Raw genomic sequence first — 22359 nt, 5'->3', positions numbered from 1 at the left:
TATAGTGGTGCTGGAAGCGGACACTTTAGAACATCCCGTACCGTATCGGTGAGCGTGTTCACTGAGCCGTGTGCCACGTTTGGCTCATTCGTGTGGCTTCAACCCCGGGGCACGCCTAGAGTAAGCCCGGCTTTTCGCGTCGGCTGGCCGTTTGGCATGGAAGGACTTGGGGAGAGTCGTGGTGGCACGTTTCGGGATGGCGCCCGGTTGGATGCGGCGTCATCGGACCTCCATCGCGTCCTGGGCTGCTCTTGCGGTGGTTGCGGGCGGTTTGACCGTCTACGCGATCCAGTCCACGGGTTACCCCGTGCACAAGGCCGATCTCGACGACGGCGGCATCTGGGTGACCAACCAGTCCTGGGGCACCCTGGGCCGGCAGAACCGTCCCGTCGCCCAGCTCGACGGTGTCGTCTGGGCCGGCAACGAGACCGGGTCCAGGTCCGAGCGGGCAGGGCTCGACGTGGTGCAGAACGGCATCGCGGTGGCCTCCGTCGACCGCGACGCCCGCACGGTCACACCGGTCAACACCAAGCTCGCCGAGGGTCTCGACGACGACGCGGTGACCGTGAAGGACAGCCGGGTCGTGATGGGTGGCAACACCATCGGCGTCGCCGAGCAGAAGACCGGGAAGGTCTGGCTCACCTCCGTCGACCCGACCGTCGGCGTCGGCGACCTCTCCGACCTCTCCGGCTCCACGAAGCCCACCGACACGGTCGGCGCGGACGCGGTGCTCACCATCGGCACCGACGGGACCGCGTACGCCGTCTCGGCTGCCAAGCGCACGCTGACCGCCTTCGCGCCCGACGGTGAGCGGTTCGCCGATCCCGCGGAGACCAAGCTCCCGAAGGCTCCGGAGTACGCGGAGACCCCGACCTCGGCGACGGTCGTCGGCGACCACGTCATCACCCTCGACGGCGCCGGGTGGCTGCTCGGCGCCTCCAAGGGTTCCGACGTGGCCGCGGACTTCGGTGAGACCGCGGAGAGCGCGGTGCTCCAGCAGCCCTCCGTGAAGGCCAAGGAGGTGCTCGTCGGCGACGCGACGGGCCTCAAGGCGGTCAAGCTGAGCAACGGCGAGATCCGCCACGTCGCCGAGTCCGCCGGTGACCCGGCGGCCCCCGTCCGGCTCGGTGACTGCGTCTTCGGTGCCTGGGCCAACGGGTCCACCGGCTCGGTGGTGACCCAGTGCGGCGAGAGTGAGCCGGTGCTGGGTGAGATCCCGACGCTCGGCCCCGCCGCCGAGCTGGAGTTCCGGGTCAACCGTGGCCAGCTGGTGCTCAACGACCTGCGCAACGGCGATGTCTGGGAGATCGACGGCGCCGACGTCAAGAAGATCTCCAACTGGGAGGCGTTCCAGCCGCAGACTCAGAAGCAGAACCAGAAGAAGGACAAACAGCAGCAGCAGACCAAGGCCGCTCAGGCGCCGAAGGCCAAGGACGACCAGCTCGGTGCCCGGGCCGGACGTACGACGGTCCTGCACGTCCTCGACAACGACTCCTCGGCCAAGGACTCGATCCTGAGCGTGGTCTCGGTCGGCAAGGCCTCCATCGACGGCGTCGAGACCACCATCGCCCCCGACCGGCAGTCGATCCTGGTCACCACCCCCGATGGGGCCGAGGGCAAGAAGACCAGCTTCAAATACACGGTCGACGACGGGCTCAAGGGCAAGGCGGGCCAGGACGACGCCAGCGTGGAGCTCCAGATCGAGGGCTCCGGCGGCACCGGCAAACCGACGTTGCGGGAGCACTACACCCCGACCGACTACACCGTCGCCGCCGGCGGCACCGTGGAGATCCCGGTGGTCGGCGACTGGCGCGACGAGCGCTACGGCGACCCGGTCACCGCGCAGTCCCCGACCGCGTCCAAGGGCAAGGCGAGCGTGACCCCGGACGGCCTGATCCGCTACACCGCGGCCACGGACGCCACCGGCAACGAGAGCCTCGGCTATCAGGTCAGCACCGGCGGCAAGCCGTCGAAGGACAAGGTACGCATCAACATCGTCGCCGGGGCCAACACCGCCTCCCCGGAGCCGAAGGACGACGTCGCCGAGGGCACCCAGGGCTCCTGGGTGACGATCCGTCCGCTCGACAACGACATCCCCGGCGCCGACCCGTCCAACCTCGACGCGAGCCTCACCCTCGCCGGTGACGTCCCGCCCAAGGGCGGCCTCGAGGTGAGCACCGACCGGGAGACCGGCGTGGTGCGGGCCCGGGGAAGCTCGCCGGGCACCTACCAGCTCAGCTACAACGCCGGCTTCGGGGCGGCCAAGCCCGCCTCCGCGAAGATCCGGGTCGACGTCAAGCCCGCCTCCCAGGCGGCGGACCAGCCGATCGCGACCCCGGACACGACCGCCGTCCTCGGCACCTCGACCCGCACCCTCGACGTCCTCGCCAACGACTACGACTCCCGGGGCCGGCTCCTCGCGGTGACCCATGCCGAGCCGGTCGGCGACAGCGACCTGACCGTCGCGGTGCTCGACGGCCGTTGGCTGCGGATCCAGGCGTCGAAGCCCGACATGGACCCGGCCACCCAGGCGATCCGCTACACGATCAGCAACGGTGCCGCCGAGGCCGAGGGATCGGTGACGGTGAGCCAGCGTCCGGCGCTGCGCGGCGCCGAGAACGCCCCCGAGGTGGTCGACGACGAGGCCACCGTGCGGGCCGCCGACTCCGTCTCGATCCCGGTCCTCGACAACGACTCCACGCCGAGCGGCGACCCGGTCGGCCTGGTCGTCGACCAGACCATCGAGACCAAGGGACAGCTGCAGGTGCTGGGCCAGCCGACGGTCGGCGAGGCCTACATCGACGGCAACCGGGTCCGCTACGTCGCCCCTGACGACGTGAAGGGGCCGGTAGACGTCGACGTCCGCTACGTCGTCCAGAACACCGGCGACCCCTCCGCGGAGCACTCCTCCGGCAACATCCGGATCCACGTCAAGCCGCTGCCGCAGAAGAAGGCCGACAACTCCGCGCCGGCGCCGAAGGCGCTGGAGTCGCGGGTGGTCCAGGGCGACGAGGTCACGCTGCGGCTGCCGACGGTCGGCACCGACCCCGACGGCGACTCGGTCTCGGTGACCCGGATCAACAGCGCGCCCTCCTTCGGTCGCGTCCTGGCCCACGGCGCTAACACGATCACCTACCAGGCATTCCCCAACGCCGCCGGCACCGACGAGTTCACCTACGAGGTCAGCGACCCGTTCGGCGCCGTCGCGACCGGCACCGTGCGGATCGCCGTCGTCGCACCCGGCGCGCCCCAGCGCCCGGTCGCCGTCGACGACCTGGTCACGCTCGACCCCGCCAAGAAGCTGACCTACGACGTGCTCGCCAACGACCTGCGTACGCCGGGGACCGAGCTGCACCTGGCCTCGACCGACGCGGCCGAGGGCACCGGCGTCAAGCAGCGCTCCGACGGCATCGTCACGGTCCAGGGTGGCTCCGAGGAGCCGTTCCAGCACATCGCCTATCGCGCGACCACGGGTCTCCACGAGGACACCGGTGAGCTCGCGATCCGCTACCAGGAGGGCTACGACAACCCGCCGATGGCCGGGATCGTGGTCGCCCACCCGGAGGGCGACTCCTCGACCACCACCGTCGACGTGATGACCAAGGTGACCGACATCGACGACGCGCTCGAGGACCTCACCGTCGACGCGGTCGAGGGCCCCTCGGTCGGCGAGGACGAGTCGAAGCCCAAGATCGACGACGGCAAGGTCACCCTGCCGGTCGGCGACACCACCCGGGTGTGGACCTACCGGGTCACCGACCCCGACGGGGCCCAGGCGGTCGGCTCGATCTACGTCCCGGCCCGCCCCAAGGACGCCCCCTATCTGAAGCCGGGCTCCGAGCTACAGCTCAACCCGGGCGAGACGAAGAACGTCGACATCACCGACTACGTCGAGGACCCCGAGGGTGACCCGGTGGTGCTGACCACCACCGACAAGATCGTGGCCGCGCCCGAGGGCATGCTCAACACCGGCGACACCACCGCGACGACCGTCAAGGTCACCGCCGGTGAGACCAAGGGCCCCGCGACCCTGACCTTCGAGGTCGCCGACCGAGAGAAGATCACCTCCGCCGACGCTCACCTCTCGGTGATCTCGCTGCCGGTCCAGGTCGGCAAGGAAGAGCCGAAGATCAACTGTCCGAGCACTCCGGTCGAGGTCCCGGAGAGCGGCAACGGCGCGCTGGTCGACATCGCCGCCATCTGCCACGTGTGGACCGCCGACCCGGGCGACGCCGACGAGCTCGACTACACCGCCGAGGTCGGCGACGGGCTCGACGGCGTCGAGGTCAAGCCCGAGGACGGTGGCCTGCGGCTCACCGCCGAGCACGCCGACGCCGGTGCCCAGGGCGCCCTGGAGATCGGGGTGAAGGGCACCGACGCCACCGGCCAGCTCCTGGTCACGGTCATCGCGTTGCCGGCTCCGTCGCTCTCGCCGATCAAGCCGTTGCAGACCGAGGCCGGGAAGACGGTCTCGATCGACATGGCCGACTATCTGCAGACACCGGTGCCGTCGGAGTCGCAGGAGATCGTGGTCACCAAGCTCGACCCGGTGGACGGCGACTCGCCCGACATGGGCAAGGCCAGCGGCTCGAAGATCACCTTCAACACCCCCGAGGAGGGGCACGGCCACTACCGCTACGCGATCGAGGTCAGCGACTCCGGCAAGGACTCCAAGCGGGTGAAGGCCACCGGGGTCATCGAGGTGGACGTCATCGACGTCCCCGGCGCGCCGACGGGGCTGCGTACGACTTCGGACTTCCTCTCCAACGTGGTCGCGCTGTCGTGGAACGCGCCGAAGGACAACGGCGACGACCCGATCCAGCGCTACGAGGTGGAGGCCAACGGCGACCACGTCCAGGACTGCCCGTCGACCTCCTGCCGCATCACCGGGCTGAAGAACGGCACCGTCTACGACTTCCGGGTGCGGGCGGTGAACTCCGTCGGCCCGAGCCGCGAGTGGAGCAACTCGGCCGAGGGCGAGCCCGACGCCTACACCGGTCCGGTGCAGAACCTCCGCGTCACCCGCCAGCGCGACCACAAGGTCGAGCTGAGCTGGGCGCCGCCGGCCGCGTGCGACTGCTCGGACGTGCAGAAATACCGGATCAGCTGGCCGGGCGGTGGCATCAAGGACATCTCCGCAGGTCAGACCACCTATCCGGCGGCGGTCAGCTCCAACGGCGACCCCATCCAGTTCACCGTCGTGCCGCTCAACGACAAGGGCGTCAAGACCAACAAGGGCCCGACGTCGACGGTCGAGGGAATGGGTGCCGGCAAGCCGGACACCCCGGCGGCGCCGACCTTCGAGTGGGCCAACACGGCCAACAACTCCGGCAAGGCGGTGACGGTCTCGTGGAGCCCGGTCGCGGCCAACGGCCCCGCGCCGGTGACCTATGAGGTACGCCGCACCGGCGGCACCGGCGAGAAGATCGTCTGCTCCTGGGTGACCGAGACCAGCTGCCGCGACGACGTCGCCAACGACGGCACGATCTACACCTACGCCGTCAGGGCCCGCAACGCGGAGGCGACCTCGCCTCGCGAGACCGGTTCCGGTGGGTCGCCGGACACGCACATATCCAGCTACTCCGCGGGCGGCACGGTCGAGGCGGCGGCGACGCCGGACGCGGTCTCCTTCGCGAGCGCGACCCCGACCGGCACCAACGGTCAGGCGGAGATCGTCTTCACGCCGCGTGCCTCCCACGGGAAGACCAACATCGTCGAGTGTGTGCGCAACGGGTCCTCCTGCGGGTCGTGGACCTATCCGCCGGAGGGCGCAGGTCAGCAGACCAAGACGATCTCGGGCTTCTCCAACGGCGCGCCCACCAACGTCCAGCTCCGGTCGTGCAACGGCTCCGGTGGTGGCACCGGTGCCGGGACGGCCTGCGGGGCGTGGTCGACGAAGTCGGTGACCACCTATGGTCCGCTGGGCCAGCCGTCGATCTCGGTGAGCTCGGCCGGGGGCACGAAGATCCGCTGGTCGGTCAGCTATGACCCCAACGGCAACGCCGCGACCGTCGTGATCAAGCGCGGCAGCACCGTGATCCACCGCATCGACCCGACCGGGACGGGCGCCGCCAACGCATCCGGCACCGACGACGCGCCGAACTGGGACACGACCTACACGTATACGGTGACGATCAGCGACAGCTCCCCGTCGAGGGCTGCCAAGTCCGCGTCCGACAGTGCCCGGACCGACCCGCCACCGGACCCGACGATGCAGGTCAACAAGGCCGGCGAGTGCTCGGGCAGCGCCTGCCCTCAGCCGGAGACCCAGTGCGGTGGCACCTGCTGGTACGTCGGGTCCACGATCACCGACCCCGCCTTCACCGGGAAGACCTGGGAGTGCCGCACCAGCGCCACCACGTCCCGATGGAACGTGACGATCGGGAGCGGTGGCTCGGGCTCGGGCAGCGGTCGGGGCTGGGTCGGCGCGAACACGCCGTTCACGGTGACCTGCCAGACCTCTGGGCGTCCCGTCCTCACGAAGAACGTAACGTGGTAGGAGAGAAGAAATGACCGTCACCCATGAGCAGGCTCGCTGGTTCCACGAGACCTTCGAGAAGCTTGCCGACAACGTCGAGAAGGCGGTGCTGGGCAAGCGCAACGTGATCCGGCTGGTGCTGACCGCGCTGCTCTCCGAGGGCCACCTGCTCCTCGAGGACTACCCGGGCACGGGCAAGACCCAGCTCGCCCGCGCGCTGGCCAACACCGTCCAGGGGTCCCATGCGCGCATCCAGTTCACGCCGGACCTGCTCCCCTCCGACGTCACCGGTGTGACGGTCTACGACCAGGGCAAGGGTGCCTTCGAGTTCCACCCGGGCCCGATCTTCCATTCCATCGTGCTCGCCGACGAGATCAACCGGGCCTCCCCGAAGACCCAGTCGGCGCTGCTCGAGGTCATGGAGGAGGGTCGGGTCACCGTCGACGGCGCCACCCGCGAGGTCGGCCGCCCGTTCATGGTGATCGCGACCCAGAACCCGATCGAGCAGGCTGGGACGTACCGGTTGCCCGAGGCGCAGCTGGACCGCTTCCTGATGAAGACGTCGGTCGGCTACCCCGACCAGAACGCCACCGTCGAGCTGCTGATGAACTCCTCGGTCCGCGACCGGGCCACGCTGGTCACCCCGATCATCACCGCGCCGACGGTCACCCAGATGGCCGAGATGGCCGACCAGGTCTACATCGACCCCGCGATCGTCGCGTACGTCTCGGCGCTGATCGACGAGTCGCGGCGTCACAAGCACATCCGGCTCGGGGCCTCCATGCGTGGCTGCCTCGCCCTGGTGCGCACCGCCAAGGTCTGGGCGCTCGCCGAGGGCCGCTCCCAGGTGCTGCCCGACGATGTCAAGGCGCTCGCCGAGCCGGTGCTCTGCCACCGCCTGATCCTCGACCCGGAGGCGATGTTCAACGGCGTCACCGTCGAGGACGTCATCGGCGACCTGCTCACCTCTGTCCCGGCTCCCACCGAGCGTGTCGCCTGAGATGAGCAAGGCCCGCAACCTCGTTGCTGACCTGCGGAAACGATCGGCCTCGGTAGTGTCCGGGGCCGGTTCGGCCTACTCGTTCGTCGCCGACCGCGCCCGTCCGTGGTTCGGCACGGTGACCTCGATCGGCTGGGGCGTGCTGCTCCTCGGCGCACTCGCCTGGGTCGCCGCGACCGCCCTCGGCTGGATCGAGGCGGCCGTGGTGGCGATGGCGGCACTCTTCCTCGTGATCGGTGCGGCCTTCTTCATGATCGGGCGCACCCGGCTCGCGGTGGCGACCGTGGTCGAGCCGCCCCGCGTCGCCGTCGGCCAGGCGCTGACCGGGGAGCTGCGGGCCCGCAACGAGGCGCGCGGCCCGCTCGTCTCCACGAGCCTGGAGTTCCCGATCGGGGCAGGCGGGGTGACGTACGACCTGCCGATGCTGCTCCCCGGAGCCGAGCACACCGAGCTCTTCGTGGTGCCGACCCAGCGCCGCGGCGTGATCGACGTCGGCCCCGTCCGGACCGTACGCGGCGACCCGCTCGGGCTCTTCCGGCGGGTGCAGGAGTGGACCGACCGCACCGAGGTGTTCGTCCACCCGCGCACCACCCACCTCGAGCCCTTCGGCGTCGGTCTCGTCCGTGACCTCGAGGGCTCGACGGCGCAGAACACCTCGATGAGCGACCTCGCCTTCCACGCCCTGCGCGAGTACGTCCCCGGCGACGACCTGCGCCACATCCACTGGCGCTCCTCCGCACGCCACGGCCAGCTGCTGGTGCGGCAGTTCCTCGACACCCGCCGCTCCCACATCGTCGTCATCGTCGACTCCTCGCCGATGTCGTACGACAGCGAGGAGGAGTACGAGACCGCGATGTCGATCGCGGGCTCCCTGCTCCGTCGCGGGATCCTGGACGAGTTCGACGTCTCGTTCGCGACCGGCGACGTACTCATGGTGCGGGCCACCGCGGCCAACGGGGGAGGGCGTTCGGCCCTCGACGCCTGCTCCCGGGCGACCCCGCAGCACACCAACCTGATCGAGATCACCGCCGAGGCGGCCCGGCAGGCGCCGGACGCGTCGCTGGTGATGCTGGTGACCGGGCGCTACCCGGAGTTCGTCGCGCTGCAGCGCGCCGCCGGCCAGTTCTCGGTCGATGCCACCACAGTCGCCGTACGGGTCGACTCCTCGCAGCGCGCCGGCTTCAAGGCCGTCGCCGATCTGCCGATGATCACCCTGCCCGACCTGGACCAGCTGCCGATCGTGCTGTCGAAGGGGTTGTCCGGATGAAGAAGCACCACGCCGTCGACGCCCTCCTCCTCTTCCTGCTCGGCACCATCGCCTTCCTCGGCTTCGACGACACCTACGCCGGCTGGACCTACCTCATCGCCGGTGTCGCCGGGCTGCTGCTCGGGATCCTCATCGCCTTCGTCGGCCGCGGCCAACCGGTCGTCGTCCTGGCGGTCGGGCTGCTGGCCGCCTTCTTCGTGCTCGGCGGCGCGGTCGCGCTGCACGGGATCGGCGACCTCTCGTTCCTGCCGGTCCCGGACACGATCGGCACGCTCGCCGACAACTCGGTGCACGGCTGGAAGCGACTGCTGACCACGCTGCCGCCGGTCGACGGCGGAGCGCTGCTCACGATCCCCTACATCCTCGGCCTGGTCGCCGGCTGCCTCGGCTTCGCGCTGGCGGTGCGGGTCAAGGCGGCCCTGCCACCCGTGCTCGTCGCGTTCGCACTGATGGCCGGAGTGATCCTGCTCGGCGTACAGGACCCGTCCAAGACCGCTCTGCTCGGCGCGCTCTTCGGTGCGCTCGCGATCACCTGGCTCTGCATCCGCGGGATGCGGGCCCGGGCCCTCGCCGCCGGCGGGCGCCGTCTCTCGCGGACGGCGATCGGAGCCGGCCTGTGCCTGGGCGCGGCCGGGCTCGCGTTCCTCGCCGGGCCGCTGCTCCCGGGGCTCGCGCCCGAGCGCACCGTCCTGCGCGGCGAGATCGAGCCGCCGTTCAACGTCGGGCAGTACCCGTCGCCCCTGGCCGGCTTCCGCGTCTACACCAAGGGCTACCAGACACCCGAGGACGACCGCCGGCTCTACGAGAAGGACCTGTTCACCGTCTCCGGCCTGCCCGAAGGCACCCGGGTCCGGGTCGCCGCGATGGATTCGTACGACGGCACCGTCTGGCGCGCCGCCAACGACTCCGGCGAGACCGAAGGTCCCGACGACACCTTCCAGAAGATCAGCTCCACGCTGCGCAATCCGCTCGCCGACGGCAAGCAGGTGCACGGGACGATCACGATCGGGGACGACTTCGGCGGCGTCTGGGTCCCGCTGCCCACCGCGCTCACCCACATCGCCTTCGACGGTCCCGACGCCGACTCGTTCCGCTACAACCTGGCCACGTCGACCGGTGTGCTGCCGTCCGCGCTCAAGCCCGGCGACTCCTACTCCTTCACCGCCTCGGTCACCGACGAGAACGTCAGCAAGAAGAGCGAGGTGTGGTCCGGCGGGTCGCCGATCGGCGACGAGGCCGCCCAGTTCCAGGCGCTCGCCGCCGAGTACGCCGGAGGCGGTGACTCGCCGATCACCAATGCCCTCGCCGTGGCCGAGAAGCTCAAGGAGGAGGGCACCTACACCGACGGGGAGCCGCCCAACCAGCAGTACCCGGCCGGCCACTCGCTGCGCCGCCTCGCCGACTTCACCGCCAAGGGCGGCCAGCTCGCCGGCAACGACGAGCAGTACGCCGCGCTGATGGCGATCCTGGCCAACCAGGTCGGCGTCCCGGCCCGGGTGGTCCTGGGTGCCGTCGTCGGCTCCGACGGCGTCGTCCAGGGCAAGGACATGCACGCCTGGGTCGAGCTGCGGATGTCGGACGGGTCCTGGGCGACCCTCGACTGGTCCGAGTTCATGAACACCGAGAAGCCGCCCGAGCAGAACGCTCCCCAGCCCGAGGAGCTCGTCACCGGCAAGGTCGTCCCGCCGCCCGCGCCGGTGCGCCCGCCCGCGACCTCCGGGGACCCGCTGGACGAGTCGGTCAACCAGAAGGCCAACTCGCGTCCCGACGGGTTCACGCTGCCCGGCTGGCTGATCGCCGTCTTCACGTACGTCGGTATCCCGCTGCTCCTCATCGCGGCCCTGTGCGGGGCGATCATCGGCGCCAAGGTCTGGCGGCGACACCGCCGGCGGACGCGAGGGTCTCCGGTCGCCCGTCTCTCCGGTGGCTGGCGCGAGACCCTCGACCATGCGCGTGACTTCGGGGTCGGGGTGCCCGCCGGGGCCACCCGCCGCGAGCAGGCATCAGTGCTGTCCGCGTCCCCGGGCATGGACGGTGCGCCGGGTCTGGCGCTGCTCACCGACACCACGATGTTCGGCGAGGCCGGACCGGACGATGCCGAGGTCGCCGCGTTCTGGGAGCAGGTCGGCACCCTTCGCTCGTCGGTCTCCGACTCGCGGACCAGGTGGCAGCGCATCCGGGCGGCCGTCAACCCGCTCTCGCTGGTGCCCACGCGGCTGTGGCGGAGGCGCTGACTCAGTCGCCGAGACCGTAGTCCCTGATCCAGTCCGGGGTGATCCGGATGATCTCGCGCGACATCCCCCGCATCGGCGGGTCCACGTCCGTGAGGGTCTCGGCCGTTCCACGGATCTCGACCATCCGGGGCTTCCACGGGTTGGTGGACTCGAGGTCGTCGACCACGAAGGCCACCTGGGGATGCTTCTGGGCGTTCCGGAACTTCCGCGACCTGCCCATCTGATGGCCGCCGATCAGGATCCGGTGCTCCTCGTCGATCTTGAACCCGACGGGGTTGTTCTGCAGGCCGCCGTCGGGGGCCATGGTCGCGAGCCTGCCCAGGAACTGGGTGCGGAGGTAGCGGAGCTGGGTGTCGGTGAACCTCATGCCCTCAGCATCGGTGCTCAAGCCGGGTTGAGGTCAACCGCGTTTGTCCGTGGCCGGCCGTCCGAGCGGTCTGACGGCGGGTCCGTCGAGGACGGAGCCGTCAGGACCGAACCGGGAGCCGTGGCAGGTGCAGTCCCAGCTGGTCTCGGCGGGGTTCCAGTGCAGCGGGCAACCGAGATGGCTGCACCTGGGGCGCACGGTGTGCAGGGTGCCCGCCGGGTCGCGATAGCCGCCGACGGTGTGACCGCCGATGTCGACGAGCCCGCCCTCGCCCGGGCGCAGCTCGGCGACCGGGCGGGCGTCGGGGTCGTGGCGACGGCCCGCGACGAGCTCCTGGCCCACCTTCAGGTTGTCCTTGATGAGGCGGCCGATGGTCCGGATGCCGCCGATACGGCCGGCATCGAACGTCGGGAGCCACAGGTTGTCGTCGCCGGCGAGAAGGTCGGCCAGCATCATGGCGGCCGCGGTTCCGCTGCTCAGGCCCCACTTCTGGAAGCCGGTGGCAACCAGGACCTGCTCGCTCCTCGGTGAGTGGCCGACGTAGGGGACCCGATCGGGGGTGAGGTAGTCCTGGGAGGACCACCGGTAGTCGATCGCCTCGACGTCGAAGGTGCTGCGGGTCCAGCTCTCGAGGTCCGCGTACAGCGCCTCGGTGTCGGACTCCGCGCCGGTCTCGTGGCCGTTGCCGGCCACGATCAGTCCGTTCTGGCCGGGGCCCAGCCACGGCCGGGTCGAGCGGGTGGGGGCGTCGATGCTGATCGCCATGCTCGACGGGGCCGCGCCGTGCAGACGGACCGCCAACCCGTACGAGCGCGACGGTCTGGTCCGCGCGAAGTAACCGCCGAGCAGCCCGGGCGGGAGCAGCGTGGCCACGACCACCTGGCGGGCGACCACGGTCCCGTTGGGAGTGGTGAGCTCGACGGTGCGGTGACGCCTCTCGTCGATGGTGGTGACCCGGGTGCCCTCGAAGATCGGCCCTCCGGCCGCGGTGAACGCGGTGGCAAGGCCTGCCAGGTACCTGCCGGGGTGGAAGTGGATCTGGTCGTCGAACACGACCGCCGCCTCGACATCGAAGGGCAGGTCGGTCCGGTCGGTCAGCCGTGCCGGCAACCCGAGCCGAGCTGCGGTCCTGACCTCCTCCTCGATCCGCGACCGCTGCTCCGGCAACCGGGTGTAGGTGAGCGCCGGGGCACGGGTCAGGTCACACTCGATCCCCAGCTCCGAAGCGAGCTCGGCGACCTGCTCGACCCCCGCCGTCTGCGCGTCCGCGTAGCGGCGCGCGCTGTCGTCTCCGTGTCGTTCGACCAGATCGGCGTAGATCAGCCCGTGCTGCGCGGTCACCTTGCCGGTGGTGTACCCCGTGGTGCCTGCCCCGACCGTCGCCGCCTCCAGCACGGCGACCCGCAGGCCGCGTCGCTGCGCGAGCAGCGCGGTGGTCAACCCGACGATGCCACCACCCACCACGGCGACATCGACCTCGAGATCCGTGTCCAGGGCGGCTGACCGCGGCATCTCTGCCGTGGCCAGCCACACGCTCGTGCGTTCCATCACGTACGTCCTCTCCGGCGACGTCCGGGCGGGCCCGCGAGCGCCTTCCCTTGACCGGGGCGGTCAGGGTGCCAGGTGACTTCCAGCGCGCGGCGTACGTCCCAGCGCCAGGCCGAGCACGATCATGCCGGCGCCGAGAACCAGGTGGAGCCAGTTGTCGGCGTCGTCGAGCGGCACGAAGTTCGCGGCGCTCTCGTAGTCGATGACGAGGCCGTAGATCCACAGCACGAGGTAGATCGCCCCTCCGCCGATCAGGAAGGCGCGGGCTCCGTTCCACGTGGTGGCCAGCACGAGGCCGGCGATCCCGAACAGGAGATGCACGATGTTGTGCAGGATCGACACCTGGAAGATGCCGAGGAGCTGGGCGTTGGACTCGTGGCCGGCGAAGGTCATCGAGTCGTAGTCGGTGGTGATCCCGGGGATGAACCCGAGGACCCCGACGAGCAGGAAGGCCCCGCCCACGACGGTCGCTGCGGTCTGCAGCGGCGTCGCGGTCATGGACCGATATGCAGTGGCGTCAGTCATGACTGACCCGGTACCCCGTTCGCCACGCGTTCATGCCCAATAGCGGAAGGCGTACGTCCGGAACCCGGCCTAGCGTGAGCGGCATGACGATCATCGACCCCACCGAGCCGCTCGAGATGACCCCGGTCATGGACGAGACCGGAACCCTGGTCAGCACGCTCGACCGGATCCGGCGTACGTTCGCCTGGAAGTGCGGCGGGCTGACGGACGAGCAGCTGCGCCAGCGGCTCGAGCCGTCCCGGATCACCCTCGGCTGGCTCCTCAAGCACCTCGCGTTCTGCGAGGACCACTACTTCACCGCGGTCCTCGCCGACAACGGCTACCCGGACGTCTGGGCGGCCTACGGCCCGGGTGAGGAGGGCTGGGACTGGAAGACCGAGGCCGAGGACACGGCCGACGGGCTGATGGCCCTGTGGGAGGGCGCGGTCGCCAGGTCGCGCCGATCGATCGCCGACGCCCTCGGCAGGGACGGGATGGACACGCTGGCGACCAACGCCGAGTGGGGCGTCGAGGCCAACGCCCGCCGCTACGTCGCCGACATGATCGAGGAGTACGCCCGCCACACGGGCCACGCGGATCTCATCCGCGAGTCCATCGACGGCCTCGTGGGCGAGGACCCGCGGGACAGCGAATCCTGACCGTGCCGATCAACCCAGCGCGACCGTGAGGGCGAGGAGGGTCGCGGGGTCGTCGAGACGGTCGCCGTAGACGTCGCGCAGCTGTCCCATCCGATAGCGAACGGTCTGGGGATGGATGAAGAGCTCGGCAGCGACCTCGTCGCGGCGGCCCTGGTGGAGGAGCCAGGAGCGGAGGGTCTCGGTGAGCTTCTCGGCGGTGGCGGGGCGCAGGTCGGCCAGCGGGGCGAGGACCTGGGCGCGGAGGTCCTCGCGCGCGTCGGCGTCGGCAGAGAGGACGAGCTCGACGAGGTGCTGCTCGGTGTCGGAGCCGAGGCCGGCGAAGTGGGCACGCCGCGCACGTTCGTAGGAGATCCGGGCCTCGCGCCAGGGCTTGGCCGGGCCGACGACCGAGCGGCGGCCCTCCAGTGCCTTCATCAGCGGCCGACGCCGGTGGCCGTGGGCATCGGGGACGAGCAGCAGGGTGTGATCGTGCAGGTCGCGCAGGTCGTCGTACACCAGCGTGGACTGGTTGACCTTGGCGAGGATGGTGCCGGCCTGGGAGTTCGGCACGAGCACCGCGGTGAGCGTGCTCGGCGGGGTCCACTCCGCCCGCACCGCGGCGTCGTCGAGCTCCTCAGGGGTCGCCTCGGCCAGCAGCTTGCGGGCCAGCCGTTCACGCAGCTGACGCTGCACGCGTCCGGTGGTGGCACGCTCCTCGGCGTGCCCGGCGGCCGAGGCCTCCGAGATCTCGTCGATCCATGCGAAGACCAGCGCGGAGAACTCCACGAGCATCGCCGGTGCCATGCCGCCCTCGACCGCCTTGCTGGCGAGCTTGCGCCAGGCGACCCGGGCGCCGATGCGGTAGGCGGCCAGCAGTGCCTCGGTCGTACGCCCGCTCCTGGCCTCGCCGCGACCCAGGTCGTAGGCCCCTTGGAGTGCTGGCGGGGTCGCGGTCGCCATGTCGGCGGGCAGGCCGTCGCCGGAGGCCAGCGAGAGGAACCCGCCGAGGGCCACCTGCACGGCGGTGCGGATCGTCTCGCCCATGTGTCCCGAGAGCGCGTCCTGATAGGGAGGCACCTCGGCGATGACCGCAGCGACCACGTCCTCGCCGACCTGGGGGAGCACCTCGCGGATCGAGGCGACGATCTCGGGCGTCAGGTGGACGTCATAGGACGAAAGAGCGGGTACATCCCGGGAACTTTTGTTCGCCATGTATAAAACCGCCTATCAGATTCACGTCGCTGACACAGGAGTTTACCTCGATCAAGTAGCACTATGGAGACATGGTTGAGATCTCCACATCCCCCGCCCTGTTCGCCCCGGGCGAGGCCAGGCGACCCGCATGGCGGGCGCGGCTCTCGCGCAAGGCGTGGGGGGTTGCCGAGAGGATCGCCACGCCGCTGGCGCCGGCCGACTACCTGGATATGTTCAATCCGCTCCGACCGGGCGCTGACCTGCGAGGACGCATCGTCAAGGTCACTCCGGAGACCGCCGACGCGGCCACCATCGAGATCAAGCCGGGCGCCGACTGGAACGGTCACACCCCCGGTCAGTACGTCCGTGTGGGCGTCGATGTCAACGGCGTACGCCACTGGCGGGCCTACTCCCTGACCCACGGCCCCCGCAAGGACGGCCTCATCTCGATCACCGTCAAGGCCGTTCCCGACGGCAAGGTCTCCAACCACCTCGTCCGTCGCCTGCACCCGGGCAAGATCGTCCACCTCGAGCAGGCCGCCGGCGACTTCGTGCTGCCCAGCGACCTGCGCGGCCACAAGTTCCTGATGGTCACCGCCGGCTCCGGCGTGACCCCGGTCATCGGGATGCTGCGCAACCTCTTCCCGGTCACCGACGAGGGTGTCGTCGAGCACCAGCGCCTCGACGTCACCGTCGTCCACCTCGCGCCGAGCCGCCCCGACTCGATCTTCATCCGCAACCTCGAGTCCCTCCACGAGGCCGGCGCGATCCGCCTCGTCACCCGCTACACCGGCTCCGAGGGCCGCCTCGACATCGACACCCTGACCGAGCTCGTCCCCGACCTCAAGGAGCGGAAGGCGTACGCCTGCGGGCCGGCCGGGCTCCTGGACAGCCTCCAGGCCTGGTACGACGCCGAGGGCCTGCCGCTCCAGACCGAGCAATTCCGCCTGGCTACGGTCGTCACCGGCGAGGGCGGCACGCTCACCTTCACCGGCAAGACCGTCGAGGCACCTGGTGACAAGCCGATCCTCGACGCCGCCGAAGAGGCCGGCGTCCTCATGCCGAGCGGTTGCCGTATGGGCATCTGCTTCGGCTGCGTGCTCCCGATGAAGGAGGGCGCCGTCCGCGACCTCCGCAACGGCGAGCTCACCATCGCCCGACCGGGTGAGACCGGGCCCGAAGGGGTACCGATCCAGACCTGCATCTCTGCCGCCGCCGGCGAGTGCGTCATCGACCACCCTGCCTCCTAGGCACCTCCCCCCACGATCCCACGAGAAGTGAGACAGACATGACCATCGCACCTGAAGCCCCTGCCTACACCGGCCCGATCGCCCACCTGACCCGCGACGACATCGAGCAGCTCGGCCGCGAGCTCGACGCCATCCGTCAAGAGGTCATCGACACCCGCGGAGAGCGCGACGCCGCGTACATCCGCAAGGTGATCAAGGTCCAGCGCTCGCTGGAGCTCGGCTCCCGCGCCGTCCTGCTCGGGAGCATCTTCCCGCCGGCGTTCCTCGTCGGCACGGTCGGTCTCTCGATCGCCAAGATCCTGGACAACATGGAGATCGGCCACAACATCATGCACGGCCAGTGGGACTGGATGCGTGACCCGAAGATCCACTCCACGGTGTGGGAGTGGGACAACGCCTCCACGAGCGAGGGCTGGAAGCACAGCCACAACGAGCTCCACCACAGCTACACGAACATCGTGGGCAAGGACAACGACCTCGGCTGGGGCATCATGCGCGTCGACGAGGAGCAGCGCTGGACGCCGGCGAGCCTGTTCCAGCCCGCGATGAACTTCATCAACATGTGCATCTTCGAGTACGGCATCGCGATGTACGACCTCGAGCTCGGTCGGGTGATCCGGCAGAAGAAGAAGGGTCGCCGCCCGTCCGCCGAGTGGCAGATGGCGGCGAAGCGTACGCTCGCCAAGGTCCGTCGCCAGGCGTTCAAGGACTACGTCGCTCACCCGCTCGTCTCGATGGTCACCCTGTCGGGCCCGACCACGCTGCTGGCCAACGTGATCGCCAACTTCACCCGCAACGTCTGGACCCACTCGGTGATCATGTGCGGTCACTTCCCCGAGGGCGTGGAGACCTTCGAGCTGAAGGACATCCCGGAGAACGAGACCCGCGGTGAGTGGTACGTCCGGCAGATGCTCGGCTCGGCCAACATCTCGGGCTCGAAGTTCCTGCACGTGATGACCGGCAACCTGTCCCACCAGATCGAGCACCACATCTTCCCGGACCTGCCGTCGAACCGCTACGCCGAGATCGCTCCGAAGGTCCGTGCGCTCTTCGACAAGTACGACCTCAACTACCACACCGCGCCGATGCCGCAGCAGGTCGCTTCCGCGTGGCACAAGGTGCTGCGTCTCTCGCTGCCCAACGCCTTCCTCGAGTCCACCAACGTCCGCAACGCGCCCAAGCAGGTCGTCAAGCTGGTGAAGGCGGTCCGCGGCGACTCCCGCACCCGCCGCCGCCTGCTGAAGGAGTTCGAGGCGGCCGGCGCTGCCTCCGTCGGCAAGGCCGTCTAGCCGGTACGACGGGACGTTCTTGTCGGTCTACCCGCTGGTAACCGACAAGAACGTCCCGTCGTATCCGTCAGGCGTCGTAGGCGCCTGACCGGATGTCGTCCAGAAGGGTCGGTCCTTGCGGCTCCCAGTCGAGCAGTCGACGGGTCTGCTCGGAGCTCGCCCAGGCGTCGAACCCGAAGAAGTTCCCGAGCCAGCCGAAGTGGGCTTCGGCGTCCGCCGGATCGATCGAGGCCGTGGGCAGCTCGAGTCGGCGGCCGATCGCCTCGGCGATCTCGCGGGTGGGAATGCCGTCCTCGGCCGCCGCGTGGGCGCGGAAGCCCGCGGGGGCCTTCTCCAGTGCGAGCCGGACCATGCGAGCCGCGTCGGTGCGGTGCACGGCCGGCCACCGGTTCTGACCGTCGCCGATGTAGCCGGAGACGCCGTGCTGCCTGGCGATCGACGACAGGACAGCGACGAAGCCGTGGTCGCCGCCCTCGCCGTGGACCGAGGCCGCGAAGCGGAGCGCCACGGGACGTACGCCTCGCTCGGCGTAGCCGAGGGCGAGGTTCTCGCTGCCGCCGCGCATCGAGTCGGGGCCGTGGTTGGGGTTGGGGTCGTCCTCGGTGAACGGCCGCCCGGTGACCTCGCCGACCAGCCCTGAGGCGAGCAGGAAGGGCTTGCCGGTGCCCTCGATCGCGGTGAGCATCGCCTCGACCGTCGCGTGCTCGGTGTGGCCGGCGCCGGAGTAGTCGCTGAAGTCGTGCTTGAAGGCCAGGTGGATCACGCCGTCGGCCGCCTTGGCGGCGGTGGCGAGCGTGTCGGGGTCGTCGAGCGAGCCGCGGTGGACCTCGGCGCCCTTCGCCTGGAGGGCGGCGGCGCTCTCGTCGGAGCGGGCCAGGCCGGTGACGGAGTATCCGTTCGCGAGCAGCTCGTCGGTGACGGCTGAGCCGATCCAGCCCGAGGCTCCGGTGATGAAGATGTTCGTCATGCTTCCTCCTATGTCAGTTACTGACATCAACGATAGCAGGTGATGTCATGAACTGACATCACGCTAGTATGGGCCCATGGCGAGATGGGAGCCCGACGCGCGTGGCCGGATGCTGACGGCTGCCCTCGAGCTGTTCGCCGAGAAGGGCTACGACCGGACGACCGCCGGCGACATCGCCGCCCGAGCCGGCGTCACCGAGCGCACCTTCTTCCGCCACTTCGCCGACAAGCGCGAGGTGCTCTTCGCCAACCCGAGCCCGCTCGACGAGGCGGTCGTCAAGGCGATCGCGGCCGCCGACGAGCAGACGACCCCGCTGCAGATGGTGCTCGACGGCGTACGCGAGGCGGCAGTCGGTCTCGCCGAGGCGCGCACCCGCCCGCAGGCCGCCCAGCGCGCCCGGATCGTCGAGGCGACCCCGGCCCTCCAGGAGCGCGAGCTGCTCAAGATGGCCGCCATGACGGCCGCGGCGCAGGCCGCGCTCACCGAGCGTGGCATCGGCGAGCCGACCGCCGCGATGGCCGCCTACAGCGGCGTCGCGGTCTTCCAGACGGCTTTCTCCAGGTGGGTGTCCGGTGCCACCGAGCTCGACCTTCCTGCATGCGTCGACGAGGCGGCCGCGACGCTGCGTGCCCTGACCTAGGACGGCCTCTGGTGAACACCTCGGTCACACCTGCGCCACGGTGACGAATGTCGTATGGACATCACCCGCCGGGACCGGTAGACAACTACGCACTATGGAGAACCAGTTGATTCCCGGAGCCGAGTCCCGGACCGCGGTGCGCAGCTATGTGACCGCCAACCAGCCGAACCCGTCGGCGCTCGCCGAGGGCCTGTGGGTGCTGCCTCCCGACGTGCTCTCCAGCGGTGACCGCGCGGTCCTCTTCGACCAGTACAAGCTCTACGTCGCCGAGGCCGAGCGGCTCAGCGTGCGACGCACGATCACCAGCGCGTTCTTCCTGATCCTCAACGTCGGGGTCCTGGTCGCGGGAACGGCGCTCCTGGTCAGTGCCCCCGAACGCCCCTGGCTGTTCACGGTCGCGCTGATCGCCGCCCTCGGCTCCTGCCTCGGTTGGTTCTGGATCATCCGCTCCTACCGGCAGATGGCGAGCGGGAAGTACTCCGTCATCTCCCACCTCGAGAAGCAGCTCCCCGCGGCGCCCGGTGTCGCGGAGTGGTCGGCCGTCGGCCTCGGCCGCGACAGCTCGCGCTACCTGCCGATGAGCAACGTCGAGGTGTGGGCGCCCGCGCTCTTCGCGTTCTGCCACGTCGCGACGTACGCCCTGCTCTACCTGTAGGCGTGGCGCGGACCTAGGACGCGATGTCATCGGACTCGTTCAGAATGTCGAGTCGGTAGCCGAAGCCTCGCAGTGCCGTGATCTCGACCGATGACACGGGTCCCAGTCGCTTGCGCAGGCGTCGGATCGCGGTGGCGATCGTGTCGGGGTCGCCGAGGTATGGCTGGCACCAGACCTTGCTGCACAAGTCGTCGTACGACCAGGCGCGGCCGGGCTGGTCGAGGAGCATAGTGAGCAGGTCGAACTCCCGCGGACTGAGCCTGAGGTCACGCCCGCCGTGCAGTGCGCGTCGGCCGGGGCGGTCCAGTTGGACCGTTAGGGTTGCCGCCTCGAAGCGAGTGGGTGCCGGGACCGCGGATGTCCCCTGTAATTTCATCGCAGTCAACGTCGCCACGGCCCGATCAGAGTCGGCGACGTCAGTGAGGAGAACGTCGTCGCCCAGAACGCCCGCGATGCGGTTGACCACGCTCTGCGGAAGTCCGATGCACACGACCTGCCGGTCGGCGGATCCCGACTCCGAAGTTGCAACCACGTCTCACTCCTGAACTGCTGACATGCTGGTGGGGGGTTTACGTACACCGGGACAATGTAGTCACGGCTGGCGAAGATCTTCTGCCGGTTTCGGATCCGTGTTCGCGTTGTCGTCGAACTGTCGGAGAACTGTCGGAGTTCGTCCATTGTCCACCGGGTTCCGAATCGACCACGATCGGCACCAGCGGGTCCGCACCAGCGGGTCCGCACTGAAGGAGGTGGACTGCATTGAGTATCTCCAGCATCTCGTGGCGCGTTTCGATTTCGTCCTTGATTGCCGTGGTGCTCACATTTGGGATGTCGACTGCGGCAATTGCGGCAGACCCTGATGGTGACATCGTGGAAGAGACGCCGGCCGTTGCGCCAGCTGAAGATGGAACCGGCGGCGGCGCCGATATCTCTGATGAGGCCTACGCTGGATCCTATCGATCAGGAGAGGAGGAGTCTGGAACCACGTATCCACCGAAGGACGAGGGTGGTGTTGTTGCGCCGGTGTGTGACGCAGGGAGCACGTGGTATCGCGCATCTGCTTACAAGCATGGACGAGTAACCAGGTGGGACTCTCATTACAAGAACGACTCGACTCTTGAGCGCTTCACTTGGACCACCAGTACCACGAAGACGGTGAGTGCCTACGCCAACACCAGTGGTTCCATTGATGGCAATGTGGCGATCAAGAAGATCGCATCGATCTCGCTAGGGACAACCACGGGAATCGGATTGTCTGGTGAGGTCGCTTCAACATACAATTACTCTAGAGAAGTGACATTCGATCGTCCAGGGAAATGGGTCATCTATCGAGGTCACCTTTCTGGATCTGGATCCGTGACCCGGTGGAAGTGCTACTCGAACGAGTCTGGAAGCTATCAGATTGGCTCGGCAAAACCTTTCACCTTCCTCGATGGATCGAGCGGCGGGCTGATCAACTGCGCCAACTCGGTCACCGACCGGATTGCAAAGAACGCGAAACTTTATTGCTAATGGGTGCCTAATCACGACGGGGCGGCGGACAACATCTAATCGGGTTGCTGCCGCCATCGCCGGTATTTGAGGAGGGAGTTTATGAGGTCTTGGCGAGGGTCGCTCCTAGTGGTCGTGCTCATGGCTACCAGCCTTGTAGGTTGTGCGCACGTAGACGATTCGCGGCGGTCCAATTCAAGTAGTGGTGCACCGCCAGGAGACTGCTTTGTTCCGGTCGAGTCGCCAGCGAACTTCACTCTCGATATGGGTGCGGTAAGCGCGGATCTTCCTGTGGCGGACATTGATATTCAGTTTCATCAGAGCGAGAGGGTGTTGATTTCAGGCGGAGGAAAGTGCTCGCCGACCGTTCCGCGCGAAGTTGCCGAGAAATGTCGGCTCGTTATTGGGTCCATTGATTCGCTAGATCCTGATTATGAATCCGTCATGCTGTGGCGCTCCGGTATGGAAATGGCCGAGTATGTCTTTGCGGGGGGTGCGAAGAAACTCACCTTTGAAGGGGTGACTGCTTATGGTCAGGCCGAGTCGCTTACGGCATACAAATACCGGGTGTGGTTGGTCGAGTATCCGTCTCGCACTGGCGTCGAGCAGTCCAATATTCGGCCATTGGCCGACGAGTGCTCGGCATCGGTCGACGCCGAGTCCGAGCGGGGCCTACCTGTCGTCCACTCTGATGGCACCAGATTGGTGGTGGTCGAGCCATGGATTGCGGAGATCGAAGACCCAGACGGGGGCGATCAGATGCCGTCCGGTGTTCTCTCGGAGGCGGCTCTCGAATTTGTCGCTGATGAAGTCTTGGAGTTGGCCGACGGCTGATGC

General features: G+C 68.8%; 17 protein-coding genes. 11 read left to right on the top strand and 6 right to left on the bottom strand.

Annotation, left to right across the window (positions count from 1 at the left end; translation table 11 throughout):
• The first annotated feature begins 181 nt into the window (after window positions 1-181).
• From ACIA03_RS03025 to ACIA03_RS03010, 4 genes are read left to right on the top strand one after another with little or no spacing between them, the layout of a single operon-like run.
• Window positions 182-6499, top strand: coding sequence for an Ig-like domain-containing protein (locus ACIA03_RS03025; RefSeq protein ID WP_396979100.1), 6318 nt, complete (start codon window positions 182-184; stop codon window positions 6497-6499).
• A 10-nt stretch (window positions 6500-6509) separates the two neighbouring features.
• Window positions 6510-7478 carry a MoxR family ATPase gene (locus tag ACIA03_RS03020; RefSeq protein ID WP_141794754.1) on the top strand — a complete coding sequence of 323 codons (969 nt, stop codon included), beginning with the start codon at window positions 6510-6512 and terminating at the stop codon, window positions 7476-7478.
• Between the two features lies 1 nt (window position 7479).
• On the top strand, window positions 7480-8745 hold the full coding sequence (locus ACIA03_RS03015) for a DUF58 domain-containing protein (RefSeq protein ID WP_396979097.1): 1266 nt from the start codon (window positions 7480-7482) through the stop codon (window positions 8743-8745).
• Window positions 8742-10979, top strand: coding sequence for a DUF3488 and transglutaminase-like domain-containing protein (locus ACIA03_RS03010; RefSeq protein WP_396979095.1), 2238 nt, complete (start codon window positions 8742-8744; stop codon window positions 10977-10979). The genes ACIA03_RS03015 and ACIA03_RS03010 overlap by 4 nt, the downstream gene beginning before the upstream one ends.
• A 1-nt stretch (window position 10980) precedes the next feature.
• Here the strand turns inward: ACIA03_RS03010 and ACIA03_RS03005 are convergent, their stop codons facing one another.
• The 3 genes from ACIA03_RS03005 to ACIA03_RS02995 all read right to left on the bottom strand — a co-directional run bounded on the left by ACIA03_RS03005 (window position 10981) and on the right by ACIA03_RS02995 (window position 13419).
• Window positions 10981-11346 carry a PPOX class F420-dependent oxidoreductase gene (locus ACIA03_RS03005; protein ID WP_396979093.1) on the bottom strand — a complete coding sequence of 122 codons (366 nt, stop codon included), beginning with the start codon at window positions 11344-11346 and terminating at the stop codon, window positions 10981-10983.
• 33 nt (window positions 11347-11379) lie between these two features.
• Complete coding sequence (locus tag ACIA03_RS03000) at window positions 11380-12894, bottom strand: FAD-dependent oxidoreductase (RefSeq protein WP_396979091.1); 1515 nt, start codon at window positions 12892-12894, stop codon at window positions 11380-11382.
• Window positions 12895-12957: 63 nt separating this feature from the next.
• Window positions 12958-13419 (bottom strand): DUF4383 domain-containing protein, encoded by a 462-nt coding sequence (locus tag ACIA03_RS02995; protein ID WP_396979089.1) that lies wholly within the window; start codon window positions 13417-13419, stop codon window positions 12958-12960.
• 83 nt (window positions 13420-13502) lie between these two features.
• Here ACIA03_RS02995 and ACIA03_RS02990 point away from each other — a divergent pair, with 83 nt between their 5' ends.
• On the top strand, window positions 13503-14057 hold the full coding sequence (locus ACIA03_RS02990; RefSeq protein WP_396979087.1) for a DinB family protein: 555 nt from the start codon (window positions 13503-13505) through the stop codon (window positions 14055-14057).
• A 9-nt stretch (window positions 14058-14066) separates the two neighbouring features.
• On the opposite strand, the gene ACIA03_RS02985 is transcribed toward ACIA03_RS02990, so the two are convergent.
• Window positions 14067-15248: a PucR family transcriptional regulator gene (locus tag ACIA03_RS02985; protein WP_396979085.1), complete on the bottom strand. Its 1182-nt coding sequence runs from the start codon at window positions 15246-15248 to the stop codon at window positions 14067-14069.
• A 71-nt stretch (window positions 15249-15319) separates the two neighbouring features.
• Between ACIA03_RS02985 and ACIA03_RS02980 the strand changes: the two genes are divergently transcribed.
• Both ACIA03_RS02980 and ACIA03_RS02975 read left to right on the top strand, forming a co-directional pair.
• Window positions 15320-16480 (top strand): ferredoxin reductase, encoded by a 1161-nt coding sequence (locus ACIA03_RS02980; protein WP_396979083.1) that lies wholly within the window; start codon window positions 15320-15322, stop codon window positions 16478-16480.
• A gap of 38 nt (window positions 16481-16518) precedes the next feature.
• Window positions 16519-17769, top strand: a complete 1251-nt coding sequence (locus ACIA03_RS02975) for a fatty acid desaturase family protein (RefSeq protein ID WP_396979081.1) — start codon at window positions 16519-16521, stop codon at window positions 17767-17769.
• A gap of 67 nt (window positions 17770-17836) precedes the next feature.
• Here ACIA03_RS02975 and ACIA03_RS02970 read toward each other — a convergent pair whose 3' ends face one another.
• Window positions 17837-18736: an SDR family oxidoreductase gene (locus ACIA03_RS02970; protein WP_396979079.1), complete on the bottom strand. Its 900-nt coding sequence runs from the start codon at window positions 18734-18736 to the stop codon at window positions 17837-17839.
• Between the two features lie 76 nt (window positions 18737-18812).
• On the opposite strand from ACIA03_RS02970, the gene ACIA03_RS02965 reads away from it, so the two are divergent.
• Both ACIA03_RS02965 and ACIA03_RS02960 read left to right on the top strand, forming a co-directional pair.
• The gene (locus tag ACIA03_RS02965; protein WP_396979077.1) at window positions 18813-19376 is read left to right on the top strand and encodes a helix-turn-helix domain-containing protein; all 564 of its coding nucleotides are present in this window, start codon (window positions 18813-18815) and stop codon (window positions 19374-19376) included.
• A 94-nt stretch (window positions 19377-19470) separates the two neighbouring features.
• Window positions 19471-20031 carry a hypothetical protein gene (locus ACIA03_RS02960; protein ID WP_396979075.1) on the top strand — a complete coding sequence of 187 codons (561 nt, stop codon included), beginning with the start codon at window positions 19471-19473 and terminating at the stop codon, window positions 20029-20031.
• Window positions 20032-20044: 13 nt separating this feature from the next.
• On the opposite strand, the gene ACIA03_RS02955 is transcribed toward ACIA03_RS02960, so the two are convergent.
• Window positions 20045-20497, bottom strand: coding sequence for a winged helix-turn-helix domain-containing protein (locus tag ACIA03_RS02955; RefSeq protein WP_396979073.1), 453 nt, complete (start codon window positions 20495-20497; stop codon window positions 20045-20047).
• A 293-nt stretch (window positions 20498-20790) separates the two neighbouring features.
• Between ACIA03_RS02955 and ACIA03_RS02950 the strand changes: the two genes are divergently transcribed.
• Entirely contained in the window at window positions 20791-21543 is a 753-nt protein-coding gene (locus tag ACIA03_RS02950) for a hypothetical protein (RefSeq protein WP_396979071.1), read from the top strand.
• Between the two features lie 243 nt (window positions 21544-21786).
• Window positions 21787-22356 carry a hypothetical protein gene (locus tag ACIA03_RS02945; RefSeq protein WP_396979069.1) on the top strand — a complete coding sequence of 190 codons (570 nt, stop codon included), beginning with the start codon at window positions 21787-21789 and terminating at the stop codon, window positions 22354-22356.
• The last annotated feature ends 3 nt before the right edge of the window (window positions 22357-22359 follow it).

Source organism: Nocardioides sp. NPDC051685, from assembly GCF_044453405.1.
Classification (GTDB): domain Bacteria; phylum Actinomycetota; class Actinomycetes; order Propionibacteriales; family Nocardioidaceae; genus Nocardioides.
Note: the sequence above shows the minus strand (reverse complement) of the source record. Positions and strands in the feature narration are given on the sequence as shown.